This window comes from Pseudomonas sp. B21128 (assembly GCF_044218865.1).
Lineage (GTDB): Bacteria > Pseudomonadota > Gammaproteobacteria > Pseudomonadales > Pseudomonadaceae > Aquipseudomonas > Aquipseudomonas iridis.
The window spans coordinates 3,930,046-3,952,944 of the sequence record NZ_CP162590.1; the positions used below are offsets into that span (position 1 = coordinate 3,930,046).

Genomic DNA, 22,899 nt, shown 5'->3' on the forward strand with positions numbered 1-22,899 from the left:
GCGCAAACAGTACCGAATGCAGCGATATGTGCATCCCGTTGATTCCAAAAACATTTAAACCCCGGGCAGATTCTTCGCGAGTCCTGTGGCACACTTTCTGCTGTCTATTCCGTAGTAACAAACCGTCTTCCGGTATAGCGGAATAAACATCTTCCTGGAGTGCTTGCCATGCATCGCCGACCTTCCTTGTTCAAAGCGTGTGTTTTTGTTCTCGCGGCTTCGTCCGCTGCCATGGGCCTGGCCCAGGCCGCCGATGGCAAGCTCGACAGTGTTCTGGCCCGTGGAAAATTGATTGTGGGCACCGGCAGCACCAATGCGCCGTGGCATTTCCAGGGGGCGGACGGCAAGTTGCAGGGTTTTGATATCGACATCGCCCGGATTGTGGCCAAGGGTTTGTTCAACGACCCGAGCAAGGTCGAGTTCGTCGTGCAGTCGTCCGATGCGCGGATTCCCAACCTGCTGACCGACAAGGTCGACATGAGCTGTCAGTTCATCACTGTCACCGCCAGCCGTGCCCAGCAAGTGGCGTTCACCCTGCCGTATTACCGCGAAGGGGTCGGCCTGCTGCTGCCGAACAACAGCAAGTACAAGGAAATCGAAGACCTGCAGGCCGGCGGGGACGGCGTCACCGTTGCCGTTCTGCAAAACGTCTACGCCGAAGAGTTGGTGCATCAGGCACTGCCCAAAGCCAAGGTTGATCAGTACGACAGCGTCGATCTGATGTATCAGGCCGTCAACTCCGGTCGCGCCGATGCCGCCGCCACCGACCAGTCTTCGGTCAAATACCTGATGGTGCAGAACCCTGGCCGCTATCGCAGCCCGACCTATGCGTGGAGCCCACAGACCTACGCCTGCGCGGTCAAACGCGGCGATCAGGACTGGCTGAACTTCGTCAACACCGCGCTGCATGAAGCCATGACCGGCGTTGAGTTCCCGACTTACGCCGCTTCATTCAAGCAATGGTTCGGCGTGGACCTGCCGTCGCCCGCGATCGGTTTCCCAGTCGAATTCAAATGATCCCGTGAGAGCGGGGCGATCCCAATCGCCCCGTTCAAGGTACTGCTGACCATGAACTATCAGTTGAACTTTGCCGCCGTGTGGCGCGATTTCGACACTTTGCTGGCGGGGCTCGGTCTGGGCTTGCAGTTGGCACTGGTGTCGATCGCCATCGGCTGCGTGATCGGCCTGCTGATGGCGTTTGCCTTGCTGTCCAGGCATCGCGCCTTGCGGGTGCTGGCATCGGTGTACGTCACGGTGGTCCGTAACACGCCGATTCTGGTGTTGATTCTGTTGATCTACTTTGCGTTGCCAAGTCTTGGGGTTCGGCTGGACAAGATTCCCTCGTTCATCATCACGCTGTCGTTGTATGCCGGCGCCTACCTGACCGAAGTGTTCCGGGGCGGTTTGCTGAGCATCCCCAAAGGACAGCGCGAAGCCGGGTTGGCGATCGGTCTCGGCGAATGGCAGGTCAAAGCCTACGTCACCGTGCCGGTGATGCTGCGCAACGTGTTGCCGGCGCTGTCGAACAACTTCATTTCGCTGTTCAAGGACACCTCGCTGGCCGCCGCGATAGCGGTGCCGGAGCTGACTTATTACGCGCGCAAGATCAACGTCGAAAGCTACCGGGTGATCGAAACCTGGCTGGTGACCACGGCGTTGTATGTCGCGGCCTGTTACCTCATCGCCATGCTGCTGCGTTATCTGGAGCAGCGTCTGGCGATCCGCCGATAGGAGGCTGTGATGTACGAATCCCCCAGTTGGTTGAATGAATTGTGGATTGCCCGCGAAACCTTGTGGCAGGGCTTTCTGACCAGCGTGCAGGTGTCGGCGCTGGCGATATTGTTCGGCACGCTGCTCGGCGTCGTCACCGGCCTGGTGCTGACTTACGGCCGATTCTGGATGCGTGCGCCGTTCCGGTTTTACGTCGACATCATTCGCGGTACGCCGGTGTTTGTGCTGGTGCTGGCCTGCTTCTATATGGCGCCAGCGGCCGGCTGGCAGATCAGCGCGTTTCAGGCCGGTGCGTTAGGGCTGACGCTGTTCTGCGGCTCGCACGTGGCGGAAATCGTGCGCGGTGCATTGCAAGCGTTGCCGCGCGGGCAGATGGAAGCGGGCAAGGCGATTGGCCTGACGTTTTACCAGTCGCTCGGTTACGTGCTGCTGCCACAAGCGCTGCGGCAGATCCTGCCGACGTGGGTCAACTCGTCCACCGAAATCGTCAAGGCCTCGACCTTGCTCTCGGTGATCGGCGTGGCCGAATTGCTCCTCAGCACCCAACAGATCATCGCCCGGACCTTCATGACTTTGGAGTTCTATCTGTTCGCCGGTTTTCTGTTTTTCGTCATCAACTACGGCATCGAATTACTCGGCCGGCACATTGAAAAGCGGGTGGCCTTGCCATGACTGAAGCTCAAGTTTTCAACGCTGCAAACAGCCAGCCGCTGCTGGATATTCGCGGTCTGCACAAGCAATACGGCGCGGTCGAAGTGCTCAAGGGTGTCGACCTGAGCATGCAACGCGGCAACGTCGTGACGCTGATCGGTTCCAGCGGTTCGGGCAAAACCACCTTGCTGCGCTGCGTGAACATGCTCGAAGAGTTTCAGGGCGGGCAGATCCTGCTCGACGGCGAGTCCATCGGTTATGACGAGATCAATGGCAAGCGCGTGCGGCATAGCGAGAAAGTCATCGCCCGTCATCGGGCGATGACGGGTATGGCGTTCCAGCAATTCAACCTGTTCCCGCATTTGACTGCGTTGCAGAACGTCACCCTGGGCCTGCTCAAGGTGAAGAAAATGCACAAGGACGAAGCCGTGGTGCTGGCCGAGAAATGGCTGGAGCGGGTCGGCCTGCTGGAGCGCCGCAATCACTTTCCCGGCCAGTTGTCTGGCGGTCAGCAACAGCGCGTGGCGATTGCCCGGGCGATTGCGATGAACCCGAGCCTGATGCTGTTCGACGAAGTCACTTCAGCCCTCGACCCCGAACTGGTCGGCGAAGTGCTCAGCGTGATCAAGGGGCTGGCCGAGGACGGCATGACCATGCTGCTGGTGACCCACGAGATGCGCTTCGCTTTCGAGGTCTCGGACAAAATCGTATTCATGAATCAGGGGCGAATCGAGGAGCAGGGACCTCCCAAGGAACTGTTCGAACGCCCGCAATCGCCGCGTCTGGCTGAGTTCCTCAAAAACACGCGGTTTTAATTTTTATCAGGAGAAACACCCATGAGCATTACTCGTTACGGCACCGGCAGCACCGCCGCAGGCGGCCAGCCTCGTCCATTCGCGCGCGCCGTTGAAGCCGATGGCTGGCTACACGTTTCCGGTCAGGTGCCGGCGGTGGATGGCGAGATCATTGTTGGCGGCATCGTCGAGCAGACCCACCAGACCATGAAGAACCTGATCGCGATTCTCGAAGAGGCCGGGTATGGCCTGGAAGACGTGGTGCGTGCCGGGGTGTGGCTGGATGACCCACGGGATTTCAGCAGTTTCAACAAGGTCTTTGGCGAATACTTCAAACCGGAACATGCGCCGGCACGGGCCTGTGTGCAGGCGAGCATGATGGTTGATTGCAAGGTCGAGGTCGACTGCATTGCGTACAAGAAGAAGGTTTGAGTGAAGGCTGCTCCTCACCCTGGCCCTCTCCCGAGGGAGAGGGGACTGATCCCTGTCGATGCGGAGTTCGGGGCATGTCAGTTTCTTCTGCCTCGATACGGTCAAGCTCCCTCTACCTCCGGGAGAGGGCGGGGGGTGAGGGCAGCGATCCGACTGACACAGCAACGCGGGCCAGTTACCATCCCGGCAACTTTTATGGGAACCCAATGACATGACCGAAGACACCATCAAGCGCCGGGCACGCGGTCTGGACCGGGCGTTCGATATTCTCGATTTCCTCAAGGAGATCGGCCAGCCGCTGCGTCCCAACGACATCGCCAACGGCATTGGCAGCCCGAAATCCACGGTCTACGAACTCGTCGCGTCCCTGCTGGAACGACGGATTCTGGAACCGGTGGGCAAGGACGGTCACGTCTATCTGGGCCGGCAGTTGTACTTTCTCGGGCAGGCGCATTTGCGCCATTTCGACCTCAGCCGCGAGGCCGATCATGCCTTGCAGGAGATTGTCAGCCAAACCCGCGAAACCGCGCAGATGTGCCTGCTCAACGGGCGCAAATACACGGTGGCGTTGATGAAGGAGGGCGAGCGGCATTTCCGTATCTCTTCCGATATCGGCGAAAACGCGCCAATCCCCTGGACCGCGTCCGGGCGTCTGTTGCTCGCGCATTTGAGTGACCAGCAAATCATCGACCTGATCGACGAAGGTGACTACATCCTGCCCGACGGCGAACGCTTGCCGCTGGAGCGCTTTCTGGCGGAAATTCGTCAGGCCGGCATTGATGGATTCTTCTCCTTCGACAGCGTCGCCGACACCTTCACTCACTGCTTCGCCGCACCGGTCAAAGACCCTTCCGGCGTAGCCATTTGCACCTTGTGCATCGTCGCCCCACGGGCCGATGCCAAGACCCATTACAACGACTATCGCCGGGTATTGATCGAGAGCGCCAACAGCCTCGCCCGGCGCATCAACGAATAACCGCGGCCGCCTGCGGCCGCGAATGAATGTGAGGAGTTTGACCATGACGACTGCCATCAATACTGCTGTAGAAAAGGGCGACGCCGCCATCGGCGCGCACCTGGTGCGAGACGTCAGCCTGCCGGCGCTGGTGCTGCACCGCGAAGCGCTGGAACACAACATTCGCTGGATGCAGGCATTCGTCAGCGACAGCGGCGCCGAACTCGCGCCCCACGGCAAAACCAGCATGACCCCGGCCCTGTTCAAGCGTCAGCTCGACGCCGGTGCGTGGGGCATCACCCTCGCGAGCGCCACTCAAACCCGCGCGGCTTACGCCCACGGTGTGCGTCGTGTGCTGATGGCCAACCAATTGGTCGGCACGCCGAACATGGCGCTGATCGCCGATCTGCTGACGGATCCGTCGTTCGACTTCTATTGCATGGTTGATCACCCGGACAACGTGGCCGATCTCGGCGCTTACTTCGCCTCGCGCGGTGTGAAACTCAACGTGATGATCGAGTACGGCGTGGTCGGTGGTCGATGCGGTTGCCGCAGCGAACAGGAAGTCATTGAGCTGGCCAAGGCAATCAGCGCGCAACCGGCGCTGGCGCTGACCGGTATCGAAGGTTACGAGGGCGTGATCCACGGCGATCATGCGGTCAGCGGCATTCGCGAATTTGCCGCGTCGTTGGTGCGCCTGGCCGTGCAGTTGCAGAACAGCGGCGCGTTTGCCATCGCCAAACCGATCATCACGGCGTCGGGCTCGGCATGGTACGACCTGATTGCCGAATCGTTCGAGGCGCAGAATGCTGCTGGCCGCTTCCTCAGCGTGTTGCGACCAGGCAGTTATGTGGCGCACGACCATGGCATCTACAAAGAGGCGCAGTGCTGCGTGCTTGATCGTCGCAGTGATCTGCACGAAGGCCTGCGTCCGGCACTGGAAGTGTGGGCGCACGTGCAGTCGCTGCCGGAGCCGGGGTTTGCGGTGATTGCACTGGGCAAGCGTGACGTGGCGTACGACGCCGGGCTGCCGGTGCCGCTGCTGCGTTACCCGGCCGGTGTGGTGCCGGCGGTGGGCAAGGACGTTGGCGCGTGCAAGGTCACGGCAGTGATGGATCAGCATGCGTTCATGACGGTGGCGCCGGGCGTTGAGCTGCGCGTTGGTGACATCATTTCCTTCGGTACATCGCACCCGTGCCTGACCTTTGATAAATGGCGCGTGGGCTTGCTGGTGGATGAACAGTTGTCGGTGATCGAAACCATGGAGACGTGTTTCTAGGTCTCCAGACCGAGGCGCCGCCATCGCTGGCAAGCCAGCTCCCACAGGGTGAAGTGTGGATGCACATTTTGTGTACGACCCAAAAGCTGTGGGAGCTGGCTTGCCAGCGATGGGGCCAGATCAGACACCATCGATCAACCAGAGACACCACAAAAAATGACCACTCTCAGCCCCCTGGGCCCCAATACCCCACGCATCGCCCTGATCGGCGAATGCATGATCGAACTCCAGCAGCGTGCCGACGGCAGCCTGCAGCAAAGCTTCGGCGGCGATACCCTCAACACCGCCGTCTACCTGTCGCGCGCCATGGGCGATAAAGCGCAAGTCGACTACGTCACCGCGCTGGGCGATGACAGCTTCAGCGACGCCATGTGTCAGAGTTGGTCGAGCGAAGGCATCGGCCTCGATCTCGTACAGCGCCTGCCTGGACGCTTGCCGGGTCTGTATTGCATCCAGACCGACGCCAACGGCGAGCGACGCTTTCTCTACTGGCGCAACGAGGCGGCCGTCCGCGATTGCTTTACCACTGCGGCAGCCGAGCCGACTCTGGCGGCGTTGCCGGATTACGACGTGCTGTATTTCAGCGGCATCACCCTGGCCGTGCTCGGTGCGCAGGGCAGAGAAAGACTGATCCAGACCCTGATCGATGCACGCGAGCGTGATGCGCGGATCGTCTTCGACAACAACTACCGGCCACGTTTATGGGCGTCAGTGGCAGAGGCGCGTGCGGCTTATCGCAGCGTGTTACCGCACATCGATCTGGCGTTGCTGACCGTGGAGGACGAGCAGGCGCTGTTTGGGTTCAGTGGCTGCGATGCGGTGTTCGAGGCTTACGCGCAGATTGGCACGCCCGAAGTGGTGCTCAAGCGCGGCGCTGAGGCGTGCCTGATTCGGTGTGACGGTGAGGCGTTTGCAGTGCCGGCACAGAAAGTCGAGAAAGTCGTGGACACCACGGCGGCAGGGGATTCGTTCAGTGCGGCTTATCTGGCGAGTCGTTTGCTGGGTGGAAGTCCAGAGGATGCGGCCGAGGCCGGGCATCGATTGGCAAGCCAGGTGATTCAGGTGCCGGGGGCATTGATTCCGAGGTAAAAGGTGAATGGCCGCTTGCTGCGCAATCGGTTCATGGGCAAGCCCGCTCCCACAGGGATCACCGCTGTGCATACGATCCATGTCATCCGGCAGGTCCCTGTGGTAGCTGGCTTGCCAGCGATGAGGCCCTCAAGCCAACCACTCAATCCCGGTAAAACACCTGCACCAGGTGATACCCGAACTTGCTCTTGATCGGCCCATGCACCGTGCGCAGCGGTTTCTTGAAGATCACCGCATCAATCGCACCGACCATCTGCCCCGGCCGAACTTCACCCAGATCGCCGCCGCGCTTGCCGGACGGGCACGTCGAGTATTTCTTCGCCAATACATCAAACGCTTCACCCTTGGCGATGCGTTGTTTGAGCTGTTCGGCCTCATCGGCGGTTTTCACCAGAATGTGGCGGGCTTGGGCTTTCATCGTGCGGTACCTGATAACGGGGTGACGGCGGGGCGCGGATTATGCCTCAACTCAAGGTGTCTCGCTGATCATCGTGCGGATCTTGCTGGCCAGCAGCTCAATCGAAAACGGCTTGGCCACCATGTCCATACCGTCCTCAAGAAAGCCCTGACGCTCGGCAGCCTTTTGCGCATACCCGGTCATGAACAGCACCTTGAGCTTCGGATGATGCTGGCGTGCGATTTCCGCCATTTGTCGCCCGTTCATGCCCGGCAGCCCGACGTCGGTGATCAGCAGATCGACGCGCACATTCGACTCCAGCAAAGGCAGGGCGGTCTTGGCGTCCTCGGCCTCGTAGCCGTTGTAGCCCAGCTCCCTGAGCAGATCGAGCACCAGCATGCGCACCGCCGGGTCGTCTTCGACCACCATCACGGTTTCACCGGCGGCGATGGACGCAGGTTGCTCAACAAGTTCAGCCTCCGGCCTTTCCGGTTCGCTGCCATGCAAACGCGGCAAGTACAGACGCACGCAAGTACCCTGGCCCGGCACGCTGTCGAGGCTGACATGGCCGCCTGATTGCTGCGCAAAACCATAGATCATCGATAATCCCAGACCGGTGCCCTGGCCGATGGGTTTGGTGGTGAAAAACGGGTCGAAAGCCTTGGACAGCACCGAAGGGGTCATGCCGCTGCCGTTGTCGCTGACCGCCAGCATCAGGTAATCGCCGGCCTTGACCGGTTCCAGCGTGGTGATGTCATTGCCATCGAGATAAACATTGGCCGTTTCGATCAGCAATTCACCGCCATCGGGCATGGCGTCGCGGGCGTTGATCACCAGGTTGAGCAGGGCGTTTTCCAGTTGGCTGACGTCGGTGCTGACCGGCCAGAGGTTTTCCGCCAGGCGTAACGTGAGCGCGATCGGATCGCCCTTGGTGCGACGGATCAGATCTTCCAGCGAGCGGATCAGCGCGTTGACGTCGAGGGTTTTGCGATCCAGTGACTGGCGTCGCGAAAACGCCAGCAGGCGGTGCGTCAGCGCAGCGGCACGGTTGGCGGACGACACGGCGGCGTCGGTAAAACGCCCGATCTCGTCGGCCCGACCATTGGCGATATAGCGTTGCATCAGGTCGAGGCTGCCGATGATCCCGGTGAGCATGTTGTTGAAGTCATGGGCGATGCCGCCGGTGAGCTGACCGACCGCTTCCATTTTCTGTGCATGGCGCAACGCATCTTCGGCGCGCTCGCGTTCGAACATCTCGTTCTGCAAGCGCTCATTGGCCTGGGCCAATTGTTCGGTGCGGGCGCTGACGCGCTCTTCAAGTGTTTCGTTGAGATTGCGCAGCGCCTCTTCGGTTTTCTTGCGCTCGGACTCGTCGATCACAAAGATGTAGAAGCCGTTCACCGCGCCATCCGCTCCGTGGCGGGGCAAGTAGTTCATCAGCGCATGCCGGGTGCTGCCGTCGCGATGCGGCGTGTACAGGCTGAACGAGCAGGGTCGTCCGGCCAGCGCCTCGCCGATGTACGGCGAACGCAGGAAATAGGCCTCCTCGCCGATTACCTCGCGAATGGTGCGACCATACAGCTCTTGCGGCGTCAGACCGTACCAGTCGAGATACGCCGCGTTATTCAGGCGAAAGCGTTCTTCGTGGTCGACATAGCTGATCAGGATCGGCATGGCGTTAATGACCAGTTGTAATTCGGTCTGACTCTGGCGCAACGCATGTTCGGTCTGTTTACGCTCGGTCAGATCCAGGGCTGCACCGAGAAAACGCACCGGCCGGCCATGGTGATCCTTGTAGCAGCGGCCGCGAGCGAATACCCAGCGCTGCTCGCCGCCGGGCAACAGCAAGCGGTATTCCTCGGCGTATTCCGTGCCGTGGGTGATGCAATGTTTGATGCTGCGGGCCAGCAGCGCACGGTCTTCGGGGTGAACGCCGTTCAGATAATCGCTGATCGGCAATTGCCCGGCGCGGGCCGGATCAATGCCGTGCAACTGGGCAAAGTGCGCGTCGGCGATAAAGCGATCTTCACCGATGTCCCAGTCCCAGGTGCCGACCGCATCGGTGGCGGCGAGCGCCAGTTGCAGTCGCTCTTCGGTGTCGCGCTGAACCCTGAGGCTTTCGTCCGAACGCTGCTGCAACTCCAGAGCGATGCGCCGCCGTTCGTTGGTTTCAATCGCGGTAACGAGGATCCCGGCTACCTGTGCGTTTTCATCACGGATCGGGCTATACGTGAGATCAAGCCAGAACTCCGAATCCTTGCCATCACGTTGCAGGGTGAAGCGCTGTTCACTGTAGGTGCGTACCTGACCTTGTAGGACGGCGCTGTAAATCGGATCGGTAAAGTCTCGAAGTTCGGGCCATATCTGGTGCGCCGGCTGTCCGAAAGCGTGCGGGTGCTTGCTCCCGGCGAGCAGGGCAAAGCCGTTGTTATAGATCTGCGTCAACTCCGGACCCCACATCAGCAACATCGGCATCGGCGAGTGAATCACGATGTCCACGGCGGTGCGCAGGCTCTGCGGCCAGGTGCCTGCAGCGCCCAGAGGGCTGCGGCTCCAATCGGTACGGGCAATCAGTGCCTGGGCGTCGTTGCTGGTTGGTACAGCGTTCATCGTTGCATCCTGAGCGTCAGTCGGTAGGGCGGCGTCTACTATCCTAGTCTGGTAGACGCGCATTGGCTCGCGGCGTCACGGCGCGGGTCCTCTCTGTTCATTGCAAGCTTCGCAGGTGCTTTCAGCCATGGAAATCGATGCACTGCTAAAACAACTGGCGAGTCGTCATGGTTCGGACCTGTTCCTCTCCACGGGCGCTCCGCCCAGTGCACGTTTTGAAGGCGTGCTTACCCCGTTGAGCGAGCAACCTTTCAAACCCGGCGAGGTGGCAACGGTAGCCTCCTCCCTCATGGACGCCGAGCAGCGCAGGGAGTTCGACCGGGATCTGGAAATGAACCTGGCAATCTCACGCCCCGGCACCGGTCGCTTCCGGGTCAACATCTTTAAACAGCGCAACGATGTATCCATTGTGATCCGCAACGTCAAACTCGATATTCCACGTTTCGAGGATCTCAAGCTGCCGCCAGTATTGCTCGAAACCGTGATGCTCAAGCAGGGGCTGGTACTGTTTGTCGGCGCCACCGATTCGGGAAAATCAACCTCGCTGGCAGCACTCATCGATCACCGCAACCGCCACAGCAGCGGACATATCGTCACCATCGAAGACCCGATCGAGTACATCCACCGGCACCGGCTTTCGATCATCAACCAGCGTGAAGTCGGAGTCGACACGCGCAGCTTTCAAGCCGCGCTGAAAAATACCCTGCGCCAGGCGCCCGACGTGGTACTGATCGGGGAAATCCGTGACCGCGAAACCATGGAACATGCGCTGGCATTTGCCGAAACCGGTCACTTGGTGCTGTCGACCCTGCACGCCAACAATGCCCATCAGGCACTCGATCGGATCATCAACCTGTTTGCCGAGGAGCGCCGACCGCAGTTACTGCATGCCTTGGGCAACAACCTCAAGGCCTTCGTTTCCCAGCGCTTGGTCCGCACGCTCGACGGGCAACGGCGTGCGGCGGTCGAAGTGATGCTGGGCACGCCCACCATTGCCGATCTGATCCGGCGTAACGAATTGGGCGAACTCAAAGGCATCATGGAGAAGTCCGCTGAGTTGGGCATGCAGACCTTTGACGCGGCGCTGCACGCCCTGGTGGTGGAAGGGGCCATCAGCGAAGACGAAGCGCTGAAACATGCCGACTCGGTGAACAACCTGCGCCTGCGTTTGAAGTTGCAAGCGGATGCGGTTGCGGCGCCATCCGCGTCGGGTGAGTGGGGCCTGATGGACTGAGCCGTTCAGTCGTTGAGTTCGACGCGATTGCGAAACTGCTCCAGCGCCTCGGGGTTGGCCAGTGCATCGGTGTTCTTGACCTTCTCGCCGTGGACGACATTGCGCACGGCGAGTTCGACGACTTTGCCACTGATCGTCCGCGGAATGTCCGTGACTTCGACGATTTTCGCTGGCACATGGCGAGGTGTGGTGTTGGCGCGGATGACCTGGCGGATCTGTGCTTCCAGTGCCTCGTCCAGTTCAACACCGTCCTGAAGTCGCACAAACAACACCACCCGCACATCGTCCTGCCATTGCTGCCCGATAGCCACGCTGTCGAGCACTTGCGAGACTTTTTCCACCTGCCGATAAATCTCCGCCGTACCGATGCGCACGCCGCCCGGATTGAGCACGGCGTCGGAGCGGCCGTGAATCATCATGGCGCCGTGGGGCAACTCTTCGGCGTAATCGCCTTGCGCCCAGACTCCGGGGAACAGGCTGAAATAGGATTTGCGCAGCTTCTCGCCCTCCGGGTCATTCCACAGGCCGATCGGCGTCGCCGGGAAATGCCGGGTGCACACCAACTCGCCTTTTTCACCAATCACCGGCTGACCCGCGTCGTTCCAGACTTCAACCGCCATGCCCAGGCTTTTGCCCATGATCTCGCCGCGCCGCACGGGGGATAGCGGATTGCCGTTAACGAAGCAGGAAACGATATCGGTGCCACCGGACATCGAGGCCAGGCAGACGTCCGGTTTGAAGTCGCGATAGACGAAATCGTAGCTCTGCGGCGACAAGGCTGAGCCGGTGCAGAGCAGGGTTTTCAAGGCGCTCAGATCATGGCTTTCGCGGGGCTTGAGGCCATTGCTTTCCAGGGTTGCGAGAAATTTTGGGCTGGTGCCGAATACGCTGACGCGCTCATCTTCCAGCAGATCCAGCAAATGCTCGGGACCTGGGTGAAAGGGCGAACCGTCATACAGCACCACAGCGCTGCCGACTGCGAGGGCCGACACCAGCCAGTTCCACATCATCCAGCCACACGTTGTGTAGTAGAACAAACGGTCGCCGGGACCGAGGTCGACGTGCAATCCATGTTCTTTCACGTGTTGCAGCAGCACGCCGCCGGTGCTGTGCACGATGCATTTCGGCACGCCGGTGGTGCCGCTGGAATACAGCACGTACAGCGGATGGGCGAATGCCACCGGGACGAAGAACGGCTCGCCGCCCGGCGTGTAGAAATCATCCCAGCGCGTGACATCGGTGTGTGTTCGATAATCGTCCACGCGAGCCTGCGAGCGCGCGTAAGGCACGATGATCAGCTGTTGCAGCGACGGCAGTTGCGCAAGGATTTCATTGAGCTTGGTCGTCTGGTCGATCTCTTTGCCGGCATAGCGATAGCCGGCGCAGGTGATCAGCACTTTCGGCTCGATCTGGCCAAAGCGGTCGATCACGCCATGGGTGCCGAAGTCCGGTGATGAACATGACCAGATCGCGCCGAGGCTGGTGGTCGCGAGCATCGCCACCAGGGTCTGCCAGGTGTTTGGCATGCACGCTGCCACCCGGTCGCCGAGACCAACGCCAGCTGCTTGCAGGCTTGCCTGAAACCCCGCGACCTGGCGGGCCAGCTCGGCCCAGGTCAACTGCTCGCGCTGACCATTTTCCGCCACGCTCACGACTGCCACCGCCTCATCGCGCCGGCGCAACAGGTGCTCGGCAAAATTCAGCGTCGCACCGGGAAACCATTCGGCGCTGGGCATTTTCGCGCCTTCGCGCAGCACGGCGTCGGGCTGGGCATGGAAGCCGATGTCGAAGAAATCAACGATGGCCTGCCAGAACTCGTCGCGCTGATCGATGCTCCACTGATGCAGGACAGGGTAGTTGCCAAGGTTCAGCGAATGGCGCTCATTGACGAAGCGTCGGAACGCGTCCATCCGCGATTTGGCGATGCGGCTGGCGTTGGGTTGCCAGAGGATGTCGGACATGGGTTGCCTCTTGTTTTGTTGTTCATGCACATCACCTGTGGGAGCGAGCCTGCTCGCGTAAGCATTCTGTCAGTGAATGCATACGGGACTGACGCACCGCCTTCGCCAGCAGGCTCGCTCCCACAAGGAGAATGGCTGCGCGAAAACTTACTGCGCCAACCACCCACCATCAATATTCCACGCCGCGCCACGCACCTGGCTGCCAGCCTCGCTGCACAGAAACAACACCAGTTCGCCCAAGTGCTGCGGGGTGACGAATTCCAGTGACGGCTGTTTCTCTGCCAGCAAATCATGTTGCGCCTGCTGCGGGTCAATGCCCTTGGCTGCGCGATCATCGATCTGCTTCTGCACCAGCGGCGTCAACACCCAGCCCGGACAGATAGCGTTGCAGGTGACGTTACTCGTCGCCGTTTCCAGGCCGACCACTTTGGTCAGCCCGATCACGCCATGTTTGGCCGCAACATAAGCCGCTTTACCCGTCGAGCCTACCTGGCCGTGGACGGAGGCAATGTTGATGATTCGTCCCCAGCCCTTGTCGCGCATGCCCGGCAAGCTCAGGCGAGTGCTGTGGAACACCGAAGAAAGATTGATGGCGATGATCGAGTCCCAGCGCTCGATCGGAAATTCTTCCACCGCCGCGACGTGCTGGATACCGGCGTTATTGACCAGAATGTCGACGCCGCCGAACTCGCGCTCGGCGTACGCGATCATCTCGGCGATCTGCGCCGGGTCGCTGACGTCGGCCGGATGATGGCCGACCTTGCCGCCGGACTGCGCCACTTCGGCAATCACTTTGGCGGCATCGCCGAAACCATTGAGAATCACGTTGGCCCCAGCCTTGGCCAGTGCAAGGGCGATGCCCAGGCCGATGCCGCTGGTGGAGCCGGTAACCAGTGCGGTTTTGCCCGTAAGAGTCGTCATCAATACCTCACACAATGCCAGTGGCGTAGAAAGTGCCGATCACCACAAAAACCGCCAGGGTCTTGATCAGCGTAATACAGAAAATGTCTTTATAGGCTTCGCGGTGGGTCAGACCGGTAACCGCCAGCAGCGTGATCACCGCGCCGTTATGCGGCAGAGTATCCATGCCGCCGCTGGCCATCGCGGCCACACGGTGCAGCACTTCCAGCGGAATGTTCGCCGCGTTCGCCGCGCTGATGAATTGCTCCGACATCGCCGCCAGGGCAATGCTCATACCGCCTGATGCCGAACCGGTGATCCCGGCGAGCAAGGTCACGGTGATCGCTTCGTTGACCAGCGGATTGGGGATTTGCTTGAGCCAGTCGGCCAGCACCAGAAACCCCGGCAGCGAGGCGATTACCGCGCCGAAACCGTATTCGGAGGCGGTGTTCATGGCGGCCAGCAACGCGCCGCTGACCGCGCTCTTACTGCCCTCGGCCAGTTTGCTGCGAATCGCCTTAAAGCCGAACACCAGCACCATGAGGATGCCGATCAGCAGCGCCGCTTGTACCGCCCAGATCGCCGTCAGTTTGGCGATTTCAGTGGTGACCGGCGTGGCCATGCCCGGCAGCGCGAGGCTGTGGGTCTTGCCGTACCACTGCGGAATCCACTGGGTGAACAGCAGGTTCATGATGCCCACTGCCAGCAGCGGCGACAGCGCAAGCCACGGGTTTGGCAGCTTCAGGTCTTCGGCTGTTTCCGGCTCGTTGCGCAGCTCGGTGCCATAACCTTCACCGGCGCGCTGGGCCTTGTTGCGCTGACGCTGGAGGAACAGCATGCCGGCGCAGAACACGAAAATCGTGCCGATCACACCCAGCCACGGCGCTGCCCACGCGGTGGTATTGAAGAAGGTGCTGGGAATGATGTTCTGGATCTGCGGCGTGCCGGGCAGGGCATCCATGGTGAACGAAAACGCGCCGAGGGCGATGGTCGCCGGGATCAGACGCTTGGGGATATTGCTCTGGCGAAACATCTCCGCGGCAAACGGATAGACCGCAAACACCACGACGAACAGCGAAACGCCACCGTAGGTGAGCACGGCGCACACCAGCACGATGACCAGCATGGCTTGCCTGGTGCCAAGCAGGCGAATCGCGGCAGCGACGATAGAGCGCGAAAATCCGGACAGCTCAATCAACTTGCCGAACACTGCGCCGAGCAGGAACACGGGAAAGTACAGTTTGATGAAACCGACCATTTTTTCCATGAACACCCCGGTGAAGGCAGGGGCGACAGCGGAGGGGTCGGTCAACAGGACAGCGCCGAGGGCGGCAATCGGGGCAAAAAGGATAACGCTGTAGCCACGGTAGGCCGCGAGCATCAGCAGCGCGAGGGCTGCCAAGGCAATGATCACACTCATGGTGTGTCTCTCCAGAATTGTTATTTTTGTGGTTGAAACAGGTGTGGGAGAGGCTTTAGCGAGTTTTGTGCCATATATCTAACTTGTTGAAATATATGGAAATTATTCTGAGTGGCGGGCTTTAAACAAACGCTTTGTCTCTGTTTTGAGATGTTTTTTTGAATCATCCGACGTCATCGCTGGCAAGCCAGCTCCCACAGGACTGCGATAAACCTGTGGGAGCTGGCTTGCCAGCGATGCTTTTGTTCTTGTCTTTATATCGAGATGCATGTCTCTCTATTGAGACTCGACAACCCCCAACGCCATCATCTTCTTGTACAACGTCGACCGCCCAAGCCCCAGCCGAGCCGCTGCGGCCGGCACCTTGCCCCCACATTGCACAAGTGCAGACTGGATCAATTGTCGGTCAAACCGTTCGCGCGCCTGGGCGAATGTTTCCACGGCCAACGGTTCAACAATCGGTGCGCAGGTCCGCTCCACTGGCGTAAACGTGCCGATTGCCGCACGAATGTCGACCTCTGAAAGCATCAGGTCATCGCTGAGCAGCGCCGCCCGTTCCAGCACGTTGCGCAGCTCGCGAATGTTGCCCGGCCAGGCATGCTGCCCGAGCAACGCCAAGGCTTCGCGGTGCAGTTCGTGCTGGCTGCGCAGCTCTTCGAGAATGGCTTCGCTGAGCGCGGGCAGGTCATCGAGCCTGTCCCGTAACGGCGGCACATTGATGGGCAATACGTTGAGTCGGTAATACAAGTCAGCGCGGAACTCACCGCGTTTGATTGCCGCTTGCAAGTCTGTCGATGTCGCGGCGATCACCCGCACATCGCTCTGGATCACTTCATTGGAGCCCACCGGCTCGAACTCTTTCTCTTGCAGCACGCGCAGCAGTTTGCTTTGCAGCGGCAACGGCATGTCGCCAATTTCATCAAGAAACAACGTGCCGCCCTGAGCAATCTGCAGTTTGCCAGTGCGGCCCTTGCGGTCAGCGCCGGTGAAGGCGCCCGGTGCCGTGCCGAAAAACTCCGCTTCGAGCAGCGCCTCGGGGATCGCCGCACTGTTGATGCTGACAAACGCCTTGTGCGCCCGTGGCGAAGCACTGTGGATTGCCTGGGCCAACAGCTCCTTGCCGGTGCCCGTTTCGCCGAGCAACAAAACCGGCGAGTCGGCGCTGGCGCTGCGGCGAGCGCGGCGTTTGACTTCGAGGCTGGCGGCACTGGTGCCGATGAAATGCGCAAAGTTGTACTTGGTCTGCCGCGCACGCAGCAAGGAGCGGGTCGAGGCCAGTTCCTCCTGCATGCTCAGGTAGCGCTTGAGCATCGGCGACAGGGTGCGCAACTCATCAAACAGGGCGAAACCGATTGCGCCAATCACCGTGCCGGCATCGTCGTGAATCGGCAGGCGCATCACCACCAACGGCTCTTTCGGTGTGTCCTGCATATCCAGCAGAATCGGCCGCCCGCTGCGCACCACTTCACGCAACAGGCTGCCGGGGATCACGCTTTCGCAAGGCTTGCCGATCGCACCGGCAGCGGACTCCAGGCCGAAACGTCGGGCGTAGCGCTCGTTCATCCAGACGATGTTGGCGTCGCGATCGACAATCACCGTGCCTTCGCTCGATTGCTCGATGATCTCGAACAGCGAGCGGATCGCCAGGGTGCGAACCCGTTGGTAGTCCTTGAGGCTTTCGGTGGTGTTCATGAAGGCTGATCCTGAATGTGTGTTGCCGGTGCTGGCCTCTTCGCGAGCAAGCTCGCTCCCACAGGAGCATGCATTTCATCTGTGGGAGCGAACTTGCTCGCGAATGCCGCGACGCGGTTTCAAACCGGGCGCCAATTATGCCTACCCCGGATGCGCCGCCGCCAACAGCTCTTTGGTATACGGATGCTGCGGCGAATCAAACACATCATGGCTGGCGCCACGCTCGACCACTTTACCGTCCTTGATCACGATCATGTCGTGGGCCAGAGCGCGTACCACCGCCAGGTCATGGCTGATAAACAGATAAGTCAGACCATGTTTTTCCTGCAGATCACGGAGCAGGGCGACCACTTGTTTCTGCACCGTGCGATCCAGTGCCGAGGTCGGTTCATCGAGCAAAATCAGCGCCGGTTTCAGTACCAGCGCCCGGGCAATGGCGATGCGTTGGCGCTGACCACCGGAAAACTCGTGGGGATAGCGATGACGGCTGTCCGGGTCGAGCCCGACTTCCTTGAGTACGCGGATCACTTGTTCATCGCATTCGTCGGCGGTGGATTCGCAATGCACTTCCAGGCCCTCGCTGATGATCTGCGCCACCGACATTCGCGGACTGAGGCTGCCGAAAGGGTCCTGAAACACCACCTGCATCTGCCGGCGCCACGGTCGCAGTTGTTTCTGATTAAGGCCATCGAGCGCTGTGCCTTGAAAACGAATGCTGCCTTGCGAATCGAGCAAACGCAGAATTGCCTGACCCAGCGTCGACTTGCCCGAACCGGATTCGCCAACAATGCCCAAGGTCTTGCCGCGTTGAATGTTCAGGCTGATGCCGTCCACTGCGCGCAGGGACTGTTTGCGCTGAAACAGCCCGCCACCGACGACGAATTCCACCCGCAGATCATCGACCTCCAGGACGTTTTCGCGCTCATCCCGGGGCAATGCTTCGCCCTCTGGCTCGGCGTTGAGCAGCACGCAGCTGTAAGGATGCTTCGGCTCGGTGAACAGCGTTTCGCAGGGCGCCTGCTCGACAATCTCGCCGGCCTTCATCACGCAGACGCGCTGGGCGATGCTGCGCACCAGATTGAGGTCGTGGCTAATCAGCAGCAGCGACATGCCCAACCGCTGTTGCAGGGATTTGAGCAGCAGCAGGATCTTGCGCTGCACGGTCACATCAAGGGCAGTGGTTGGCTCATCGGCGATCAGCAACTCCGGTTCGCAGGCCAGCGCCATGGCAATCATCACCCGTTGACGTTGGCCGCCGGACAACTGATGCGGATAGGCCTTGAGCCGCTCTTTGGGTTTCTGGATGCCCACCAGGCCGAGCAGCTCGAGGATGCGTTTTTGCGCCTCTTTGCCACCGAGGCCGCGGTGCAGCAACAGCGTCTCGCCGATCTGCTTTTCGATGGTGTGCAGCGGATTGAGCGAGGTCATCGGCTCCTGAAAGATCATTGCGATGCGATTGCCGCGCAGTTCACGCAGGACCTTCGGATCGGCGCCGACCAGTTCCTGCCCGCGATAGCGAATGCTGCCGCTGGTGTGCGCGTCGCTTACGGGGAGCAATTGCAGGATCGAATGCGCTGTGACCGATTTGCCCGAGCCGGACTCGCCGACCAGTGCCAGGCATTCACCGGGGCGGATATCCAGGCACAAATCGCGCACCACGGTCTGACCCTGGAAGGCGACGTTCAGATTACGGATTTCAATCAGGTTGTCAGTCATGGCCACGCTTCAGGATCGAGGGTCAAATGCGTCACGTAACGCTTCGCCGATGAACACTAATAAGGAAAGGATCAGCGCCAGCGTGAAAAACGCCGTCAGTCCGAGCCACGGTGCCTGCAAGTTCTGTTTGCCCTGACCGATCAGCTCGCCCAGCGAGGCACTGCCGGCCGGCATGCCGAAACCCAGGAAGTCCAGTGCGGTGAGGGTGGAAATCGCTCCGGTCAGAATGAACGGCAGGTAGCTCAATGTCGCATTCATGGCGTTGGGCAGGATGTGCCGGACAATCACTTTGCGGTCAGTCAAACCCAGGGCGCGCGCGGCTTTGACGTATTCAAGATTGCGTCCGCGCAGGAACTCGGCACGCACCACGTCTACCAATGCCAGCCATGAAAACAGCGCCATGATCCCCAGCAGCCACCAGAAATTGGGTTCGACGAAACCGGAGAGGATGATCAGCAGATAGAGCACCGGCAACCCGGACCACACCTCTAGCAAACGTTGCCCGAGCAGATCGACCCAGCCGCCGTAATAGCCCTGTAAGGCGCCGGCAGCGATGCCAATCACGGCGCTGACAAACGTCAGCATCAGGGCAAACAGAATCGACACCCTTGCGCCGAAGATTACCCGCGCCAATACATCCCGCGACTGGTCATCGGTGCCGAGCCAGTTGACTGCCGTGGGTGGGCTGGGCGCCGGTTTGTTGAGGTCGTAATTGGGTGTGTCGTCACTGAACGGGATGGGCGGAAACAGCAGCCAGCCACCGTCCTTGCGGATCAGGTTCTGCACGTAGTCGCTGCGGTAATCGGCCTGGAAGGGTAGCTGCCCGCCGAACTCCTGTTCGGTGTGCCGTTTGAATACCGGGAAGTACCACTGGTCCTGATAGCTGACCATCAGCGGTTTGTCGTTGGCGATCAGTTCACCGCCTAACGTCACGACGAACAGTCCGATGAACAACCACAACGACCACCAGCCCCGGCGGTTTTTCTTGAAACGCTCGAAGCGACGACGACCCAGGGGCGAGAGCTTGAACATCAGGCGTTCCTCGCGGCGAAGTCGATGCGCGGATCGACGAGGGTGTAGCACAGGTCGCCAATCAGTTTTATCAGCAAACCAAACAGGGTAAAGATGAACAGCGAGCCGAACACGACCGGATAGTCCCGTGAAACCGCCGCTTCGTAGCTCATGCGGCCGAGGCCGTCGAGGGAGAAGATCACTTCGATCAGCAGGGAACCGGCGAAGAACACACTGATAAAGGCTTGAGGAATGCCCGACACCACCAGCAACATCGCATTGCGGAACACGTGGCCATACAGCACACGACGCTCGCTCAAGCCTTTGGCCCGCGCCGTGACCACGTATTGGCGGGTGATTTCGTTGAGGAACGAGTTCTTGGTAAGAATCGTCAATGTCGCGAATCCACCGATCACCAGCGCGGTGACCGGCAACACCAGATGCCAGAAGTAGTCGGCGATCTTGCCAAGGGTCGACAACGATTCGAAGTTGTCCGAGACCAGGCCACGCACCGGAAACCAGTTCAGCGAGGTACCGCCGGCAAACACCACGATCAGGAACATCGCAAACAGAAACGCCGGCATCGCGTAGCCAATAATGATTGCCGTGCTGCTCCAGATATCGAAATGGCTGCCATGATGCACGGCCTTGCGGATGCCCAGCGGAATCGACACCAGGTAAGTGATCAGCGTGGCCCACAACCCGAGCGAGACGGTCACCGGCATTTTTTCCAGGATCAGGTCAGTGACCGTCGCGCCACGAAAGAAGCTTTTACCGAAGTCCAGTTGCGCGTAGTTCTTCAGCATCAGCCACAGGCGTTCATGGGCCGGTTTGTCGAAACCGTACTGTTTTTCGATGTCCTTGATCAGTTGCGGGTCGAGACCACGGCTGGCGCGTGATGTACCGCTCATGGTCTCGCCCGAACCGCCGCCGACATTCGTTCCGCCAATGCCCTGCAAGTGCGCGATTGCCTGCTCGACCGGGCCGCCCGGCGCGGCTTGAATGATGACGAAATTGACCAGCAGAATGATCACCAGTGTTGGAATGATCAGCAGCAGACGCCGCAGTATGTAACCCCACATCAGCGAGGTCCTCCGGGTCTGCCGCGGGTGATTTTCTCGGCGGTCATCTGTTGATTGGTCAGCGGCGTGCGGCTGATTTCCCACCAGCTCTCGATGGCTTCGTCATTGCTCGCCTGAACCGACGGAATGCCGAAACGGTTCCACCAGACCGTCGAACTGCCCGGCGGGTAGTAGTTGGGGATCCAGTAGTAATTCCATTGCAGCACGCGGTCCAGCGCATGGGCGTAGTGCAGCATGTCGGGTTTGGTCGAGGCGCGGATCAGGCCGTTGATCAACGTGTCCACTGCCGGGTTTTTCAACACCATGTAGTTGTTGGCACCAGGGTCGTTGGAGGCCGCCGAGCCGAAATAGTTGAGCAGTTCGCCACCCGGAGACGTAGTGACCGGATAGCCAGTGACGATCATGTCGTAGTCGCGGCTCATCAAGCGGTTGACGTACTGCGAGGCGTCGATGCGGCGGATGTTTAGGTCGATGCCGATCTGTTTCAGCGTGCGCTTGTAGGGCAATAACAGTCGATCGATGCCGTTCTGGCTGACCAGAAAGGTAAAACTCAGCGGCTCGCCTTCGGCATTCACCAGTCGATCGCCGTCAGGTTTCCAGCCGGCCTGCTCAAGCAAAGCGAGGGCTTGCAATTGCTTGTCGCGGATCAGGCCGCTGCCATCGGTTTTCGGCGCCTCGAAGACTGTTGTAAAGACCTCGTCGGGAACCTGTCCTCGCAAGGGTTCAAGGATTTTCAGCTCTTGTGCATCGGGTAACTCCCGCGCCGCCAGATCTGAATTGGAAAAGTAACTTTGCTGGCGGATGTACAGGTTGCGCATCATCTGCCGGTTGCTCCACTCGAAATCCCACAACATGGCCAGTGCCTGACGCACGCGTCGATCCTGGAACGTCGGTTTCTGCAGGTTGAACACAAATCCCTGGGCCGATTGCGGCGCCTCGGTGGCCAGATGGGCTTTTTGCAGACGTCCGTCGCTCAGGGCAGGGCTGTCATAACCAATCGAGTAGCCGGTGGCCGAAAACTCGCGGTTGTAGTCATAGGCACCACCGCGCAGCACCTGGCGTGCAACGTCGGTGTCGCCGAAATACTCGATGCTGAAATGGTCAAAGTTATACAAGCCGCGGCTGACCGGCAGATCCTTGCCCCACCAATCGGGATTGCGCTCAAACGTGATACTTCGTCCCGAGTCAACCTTGCCGACCCGATAAGGGCCGCTGCCCAGTGGCGGTTCATAACCACCACCGCCGGCAAAATCGCGACGCTTCCACCAATGTTCGGGAAACACCGGCAGGGTCGCGATATCCAGGGGCAAGGTACGGTTTTCATTGCTTTTGAAATCGAAGCGCACGGTCAGCGGTGCTTCCACTTCGAGGCCTTTGACGTCGGCGAACTGCGTGCGATAGCGCAAACTGCCCTGGGTCATCAACAAATCGTAGGTGTAACGCACGTCTTCGGCGGTGATCGGCTTACCGTCGGCGAAGTGGGCCTTGGGGTTGATGAAAAATCGTAGCGACAGGCCGTCGTCCGAGCGCTCCATTTTTTGCGCGACCAGGCCGTAGACGGTGTAGGGCTCGTCCATCGAACGCTGAGCCAGCGGTGAGTACAGCATGCCGTCGATCTGGCTGACGCCTATGCCTTTGTCTATATAAGGAAGGATATGGTCGAAGTGACCGATTTCGAGCGCCGAGCGGCGCATCGTTCCGCCCTTTGGGGCCAGCGGGTTGGCGTAGTCGAAGTGACTGAAGCCTGCGGGGTATCTGGCGGGTTCGCCATACACGGTCAACGCGTGCTGCGGTGCAGCGTTCACACCAGCGGCGCCCGATAGCAGGGCGAGGGCGGTGAGCATCAATGTTGGGAAAACCAGTCGCATTGTCAGCCTTGGAGCCGGGTAATCGATAAGCGCAAGTTGTACGCGAGAGGCGCGTCCGTCGCCAGCCGTATGTGTAA

The 22,899-nt window shown here is 60.1% G+C and carries 19 protein-coding genes; 9 read left to right on the plus strand and 10 right to left on the minus strand.

Going from position 1 to position 22,899, the window contains the following annotated elements:
- Positions 1-168 precede the first annotated feature (168 nt).
- The 8 genes from AB4P91_RS17545 (at position 169) to AB4P91_RS17580 (ending at position 6,931) form a co-directional block, all read left to right on the plus strand.
- On the plus strand, positions 169-1,017 hold the full coding sequence (locus AB4P91_RS17545; protein ID WP_395603308.1) for a transporter substrate-binding domain-containing protein: 849 nt from the start codon (positions 169-171) through the stop codon (positions 1,015-1,017).
- 51 nt (positions 1,018-1,068) lie between these two features.
- The gene (locus AB4P91_RS17550; RefSeq protein WP_395603309.1) at positions 1,069-1,731 is read left to right on the plus strand and encodes an amino acid ABC transporter permease; all 663 of its coding nucleotides are present in this window, start codon (positions 1,069-1,071) and stop codon (positions 1,729-1,731) included.
- A 9-nt stretch (positions 1,732-1,740) separates the two neighbouring features.
- Positions 1,741-2,403: an amino acid ABC transporter permease gene (locus AB4P91_RS17555; RefSeq protein ID WP_042559394.1), complete on the plus strand. Its 663-nt coding sequence runs from the start codon at positions 1,741-1,743 to the stop codon at positions 2,401-2,403.
- Positions 2,400-3,197, plus strand: coding sequence for an amino acid ABC transporter ATP-binding protein (locus AB4P91_RS17560; protein WP_395603310.1), 798 nt, complete (start codon positions 2,400-2,402; stop codon positions 3,195-3,197). Before AB4P91_RS17555 ends, AB4P91_RS17560 begins: the two co-directional genes overlap by 4 nt.
- A 21-nt stretch (positions 3,198-3,218) precedes the next feature.
- Positions 3,219-3,608, plus strand: a complete 390-nt coding sequence (locus AB4P91_RS17565) for a RidA family protein (protein ID WP_150597788.1) — start codon at positions 3,219-3,221, stop codon at positions 3,606-3,608.
- 211 nt (positions 3,609-3,819) lie between these two features.
- Complete coding sequence (locus tag AB4P91_RS17570; protein ID WP_047301511.1) at positions 3,820-4,584, plus strand: IclR family transcriptional regulator; 765 nt, start codon at positions 3,820-3,822, stop codon at positions 4,582-4,584.
- A 43-nt stretch (positions 4,585-4,627) separates the two neighbouring features.
- The gene (locus tag AB4P91_RS17575; protein WP_395603311.1) at positions 4,628-5,842 is read left to right on the plus strand and encodes an amino acid deaminase; all 1,215 of its coding nucleotides are present in this window, start codon (positions 4,628-4,630) and stop codon (positions 5,840-5,842) included.
- 156 nt (positions 5,843-5,998) lie between these two features.
- Positions 5,999-6,931: a sugar kinase gene (locus AB4P91_RS17580; protein WP_150687177.1), complete on the plus strand. Its 933-nt coding sequence runs from the start codon at positions 5,999-6,001 to the stop codon at positions 6,929-6,931.
- A 142-nt stretch (positions 6,932-7,073) separates the two neighbouring features.
- Here AB4P91_RS17580 and AB4P91_RS17585 read toward each other — a convergent pair whose 3' ends face one another.
- Both AB4P91_RS17585 and AB4P91_RS17590 read right to left on the minus strand, forming a co-directional pair.
- The gene (locus AB4P91_RS17585) at positions 7,074-7,349 is read right to left on the minus strand and encodes a peptidylprolyl isomerase (protein ID WP_395603312.1); all 276 of its coding nucleotides are present in this window, start codon (positions 7,347-7,349) and stop codon (positions 7,074-7,076) included.
- 51 nt (positions 7,350-7,400) lie between these two features.
- Positions 7,401-9,938: a PAS domain-containing protein gene (locus AB4P91_RS17590; RefSeq protein ID WP_395603313.1), complete on the minus strand. Its 2,538-nt coding sequence runs from the start codon at positions 9,936-9,938 to the stop codon at positions 7,401-7,403.
- A gap of 127 nt (positions 9,939-10,065) precedes the next feature.
- Here AB4P91_RS17590 and AB4P91_RS17595 point away from each other — a divergent pair, with 127 nt between their 5' ends.
- Entirely contained in the window at positions 10,066-11,172 is a 1,107-nt protein-coding gene (locus AB4P91_RS17595) for a PilT/PilU family type 4a pilus ATPase (RefSeq protein ID WP_395603314.1), read from the plus strand.
- 5 nt (positions 11,173-11,177) lie between these two features.
- Here the strand turns inward: AB4P91_RS17595 and AB4P91_RS17600 are convergent, their stop codons facing one another.
- The 8 genes from AB4P91_RS17600 to AB4P91_RS17635 form a co-directional block, all read right to left on the minus strand.
- On the minus strand, positions 11,178-13,133 hold the full coding sequence (locus AB4P91_RS17600) for an acetoacetate--CoA ligase (protein ID WP_395603315.1): 1,956 nt from the start codon (positions 13,131-13,133) through the stop codon (positions 11,178-11,180).
- A 147-nt stretch (positions 13,134-13,280) separates the two neighbouring features.
- Positions 13,281-14,054, minus strand: a complete 774-nt coding sequence (gene hbdH / locus AB4P91_RS17605) for a 3-hydroxybutyrate dehydrogenase (RefSeq protein ID WP_150592048.1) — start codon at positions 14,052-14,054, stop codon at positions 13,281-13,283.
- A 7-nt stretch (positions 14,055-14,061) separates the two neighbouring features.
- A complete protein-coding gene (locus AB4P91_RS17610) occupies positions 14,062-15,453 on the minus strand; it encodes a GntP family permease (RefSeq protein WP_150592047.1) in 1,392 nt (463 codons plus the stop codon).
- 276 nt (positions 15,454-15,729) lie between these two features.
- Positions 15,730-17,145, minus strand: coding sequence for a sigma-54 interaction domain-containing protein (locus AB4P91_RS17615; RefSeq protein WP_395603316.1), 1,416 nt, complete (start codon positions 17,143-17,145; stop codon positions 15,730-15,732).
- Between the two features lie 141 nt (positions 17,146-17,286).
- Positions 17,287-18,861 (minus strand): ABC transporter ATP-binding protein, encoded by a 1,575-nt coding sequence (locus AB4P91_RS17620; protein WP_395603317.1) that lies wholly within the window; start codon positions 18,859-18,861, stop codon positions 17,287-17,289.
- A gap of 9 nt (positions 18,862-18,870) precedes the next feature.
- Entirely contained in the window at positions 18,871-19,893 is a 1,023-nt protein-coding gene (locus tag AB4P91_RS17625; protein ID WP_150592044.1) for an ABC transporter permease, read from the minus strand.
- Positions 19,893-20,954 (minus strand): microcin C ABC transporter permease YejB, encoded by a 1,062-nt coding sequence (locus tag AB4P91_RS17630; protein WP_150592043.1) that lies wholly within the window; start codon positions 20,952-20,954, stop codon positions 19,893-19,895. The genes AB4P91_RS17625 and AB4P91_RS17630 overlap by 1 nt, the downstream gene beginning before the upstream one ends.
- Positions 20,954-22,822 carry an extracellular solute-binding protein gene (locus AB4P91_RS17635; protein ID WP_395603318.1) on the minus strand — a complete coding sequence of 623 codons (1,869 nt, stop codon included), beginning with the start codon at positions 22,820-22,822 and terminating at the stop codon, positions 20,954-20,956. Before AB4P91_RS17635 ends, AB4P91_RS17630 begins: the two co-directional genes overlap by 1 nt.
- Between the last annotated feature and the right edge of the window lie 77 nt (positions 22,823-22,899).

Coding starts and splice junctions, on each gene's coding strand:
- AB4P91_RS17620 (WP_395603317.1), bottom strand. CDS start 18,861: ATGACTGACAACCTGATTGAAATCCGTAATCTGAACGTCGCCTTCCAG.
- AB4P91_RS17615 (WP_395603316.1), bottom strand. CDS start 17,145: ATGAACACCACCGAAAGCCTCAAGGACTACCAACGGGTTCGCACCCTG.
- AB4P91_RS17565 (WP_150597788.1), top strand. CDS start 3,219: ATGAGCATTACTCGTTACGGCACCGGCAGCACCGCCGCAGGCGGCCAG.
- AB4P91_RS17610 (WP_150592047.1), bottom strand. CDS start 15,453: ATGAGTGTGATCATTGCCTTGGCAGCCCTCGCGCTGCTGATGCTCGCG.
- AB4P91_RS17580 (WP_150687177.1), top strand. CDS start 5,999: ATGACCACTCTCAGCCCCCTGGGCCCCAATACCCCACGCATCGCCCTG.
- AB4P91_RS17545 (WP_395603308.1), top strand. CDS start 169: ATGCATCGCCGACCTTCCTTGTTCAAAGCGTGTGTTTTTGTTCTCGCG.
- AB4P91_RS17590 (WP_395603313.1), bottom strand. CDS start 9,938: ATGAACGCTGTACCAACCAGCAACGACGCCCAGGCACTGATTGCCCGT.
- AB4P91_RS17630 (WP_150592043.1), bottom strand. CDS start 20,954: ATGTGGGGTTACATACTGCGGCGTCTGCTGCTGATCATTCCAACACTG.
- AB4P91_RS17550 (WP_395603309.1), top strand. CDS start 1,069: ATGAACTATCAGTTGAACTTTGCCGCCGTGTGGCGCGATTTCGACACT.
- AB4P91_RS17635 (WP_395603318.1), bottom strand. CDS start 22,822: ATGCGACTGGTTTTCCCAACATTGATGCTCACCGCCCTCGCCCTGCTA.
- AB4P91_RS17625 (WP_150592044.1), bottom strand. CDS start 19,893: ATGTTCAAGCTCTCGCCCCTGGGTCGTCGTCGCTTCGAGCGTTTCAAG.
- AB4P91_RS17585 (WP_395603312.1), bottom strand. CDS start 7,349: ATGAAAGCCCAAGCCCGCCACATTCTGGTGAAAACCGCCGATGAGGCC.
- AB4P91_RS17575 (WP_395603311.1), top strand. CDS start 4,628: ATGACGACTGCCATCAATACTGCTGTAGAAAAGGGCGACGCCGCCATC.
- hbdH (WP_150592048.1), bottom strand. CDS start 14,054: ATGACGACTCTTACGGGCAAAACCGCACTGGTTACCGGCTCCACCAGC.
- AB4P91_RS17560 (WP_395603310.1), top strand. CDS start 2,400: ATGACTGAAGCTCAAGTTTTCAACGCTGCAAACAGCCAGCCGCTGCTG.
- AB4P91_RS17555 (WP_042559394.1), top strand. CDS start 1,741: ATGTACGAATCCCCCAGTTGGTTGAATGAATTGTGGATTGCCCGCGAA.
- AB4P91_RS17600 (WP_395603315.1), bottom strand. CDS start 13,133: ATGTCCGACATCCTCTGGCAACCCAACGCCAGCCGCATCGCCAAATCG.
- AB4P91_RS17570 (WP_047301511.1), top strand. CDS start 3,820: ATGACCGAAGACACCATCAAGCGCCGGGCACGCGGTCTGGACCGGGCG.
- AB4P91_RS17595 (WP_395603314.1), top strand. CDS start 10,066: ATGGAAATCGATGCACTGCTAAAACAACTGGCGAGTCGTCATGGTTCG.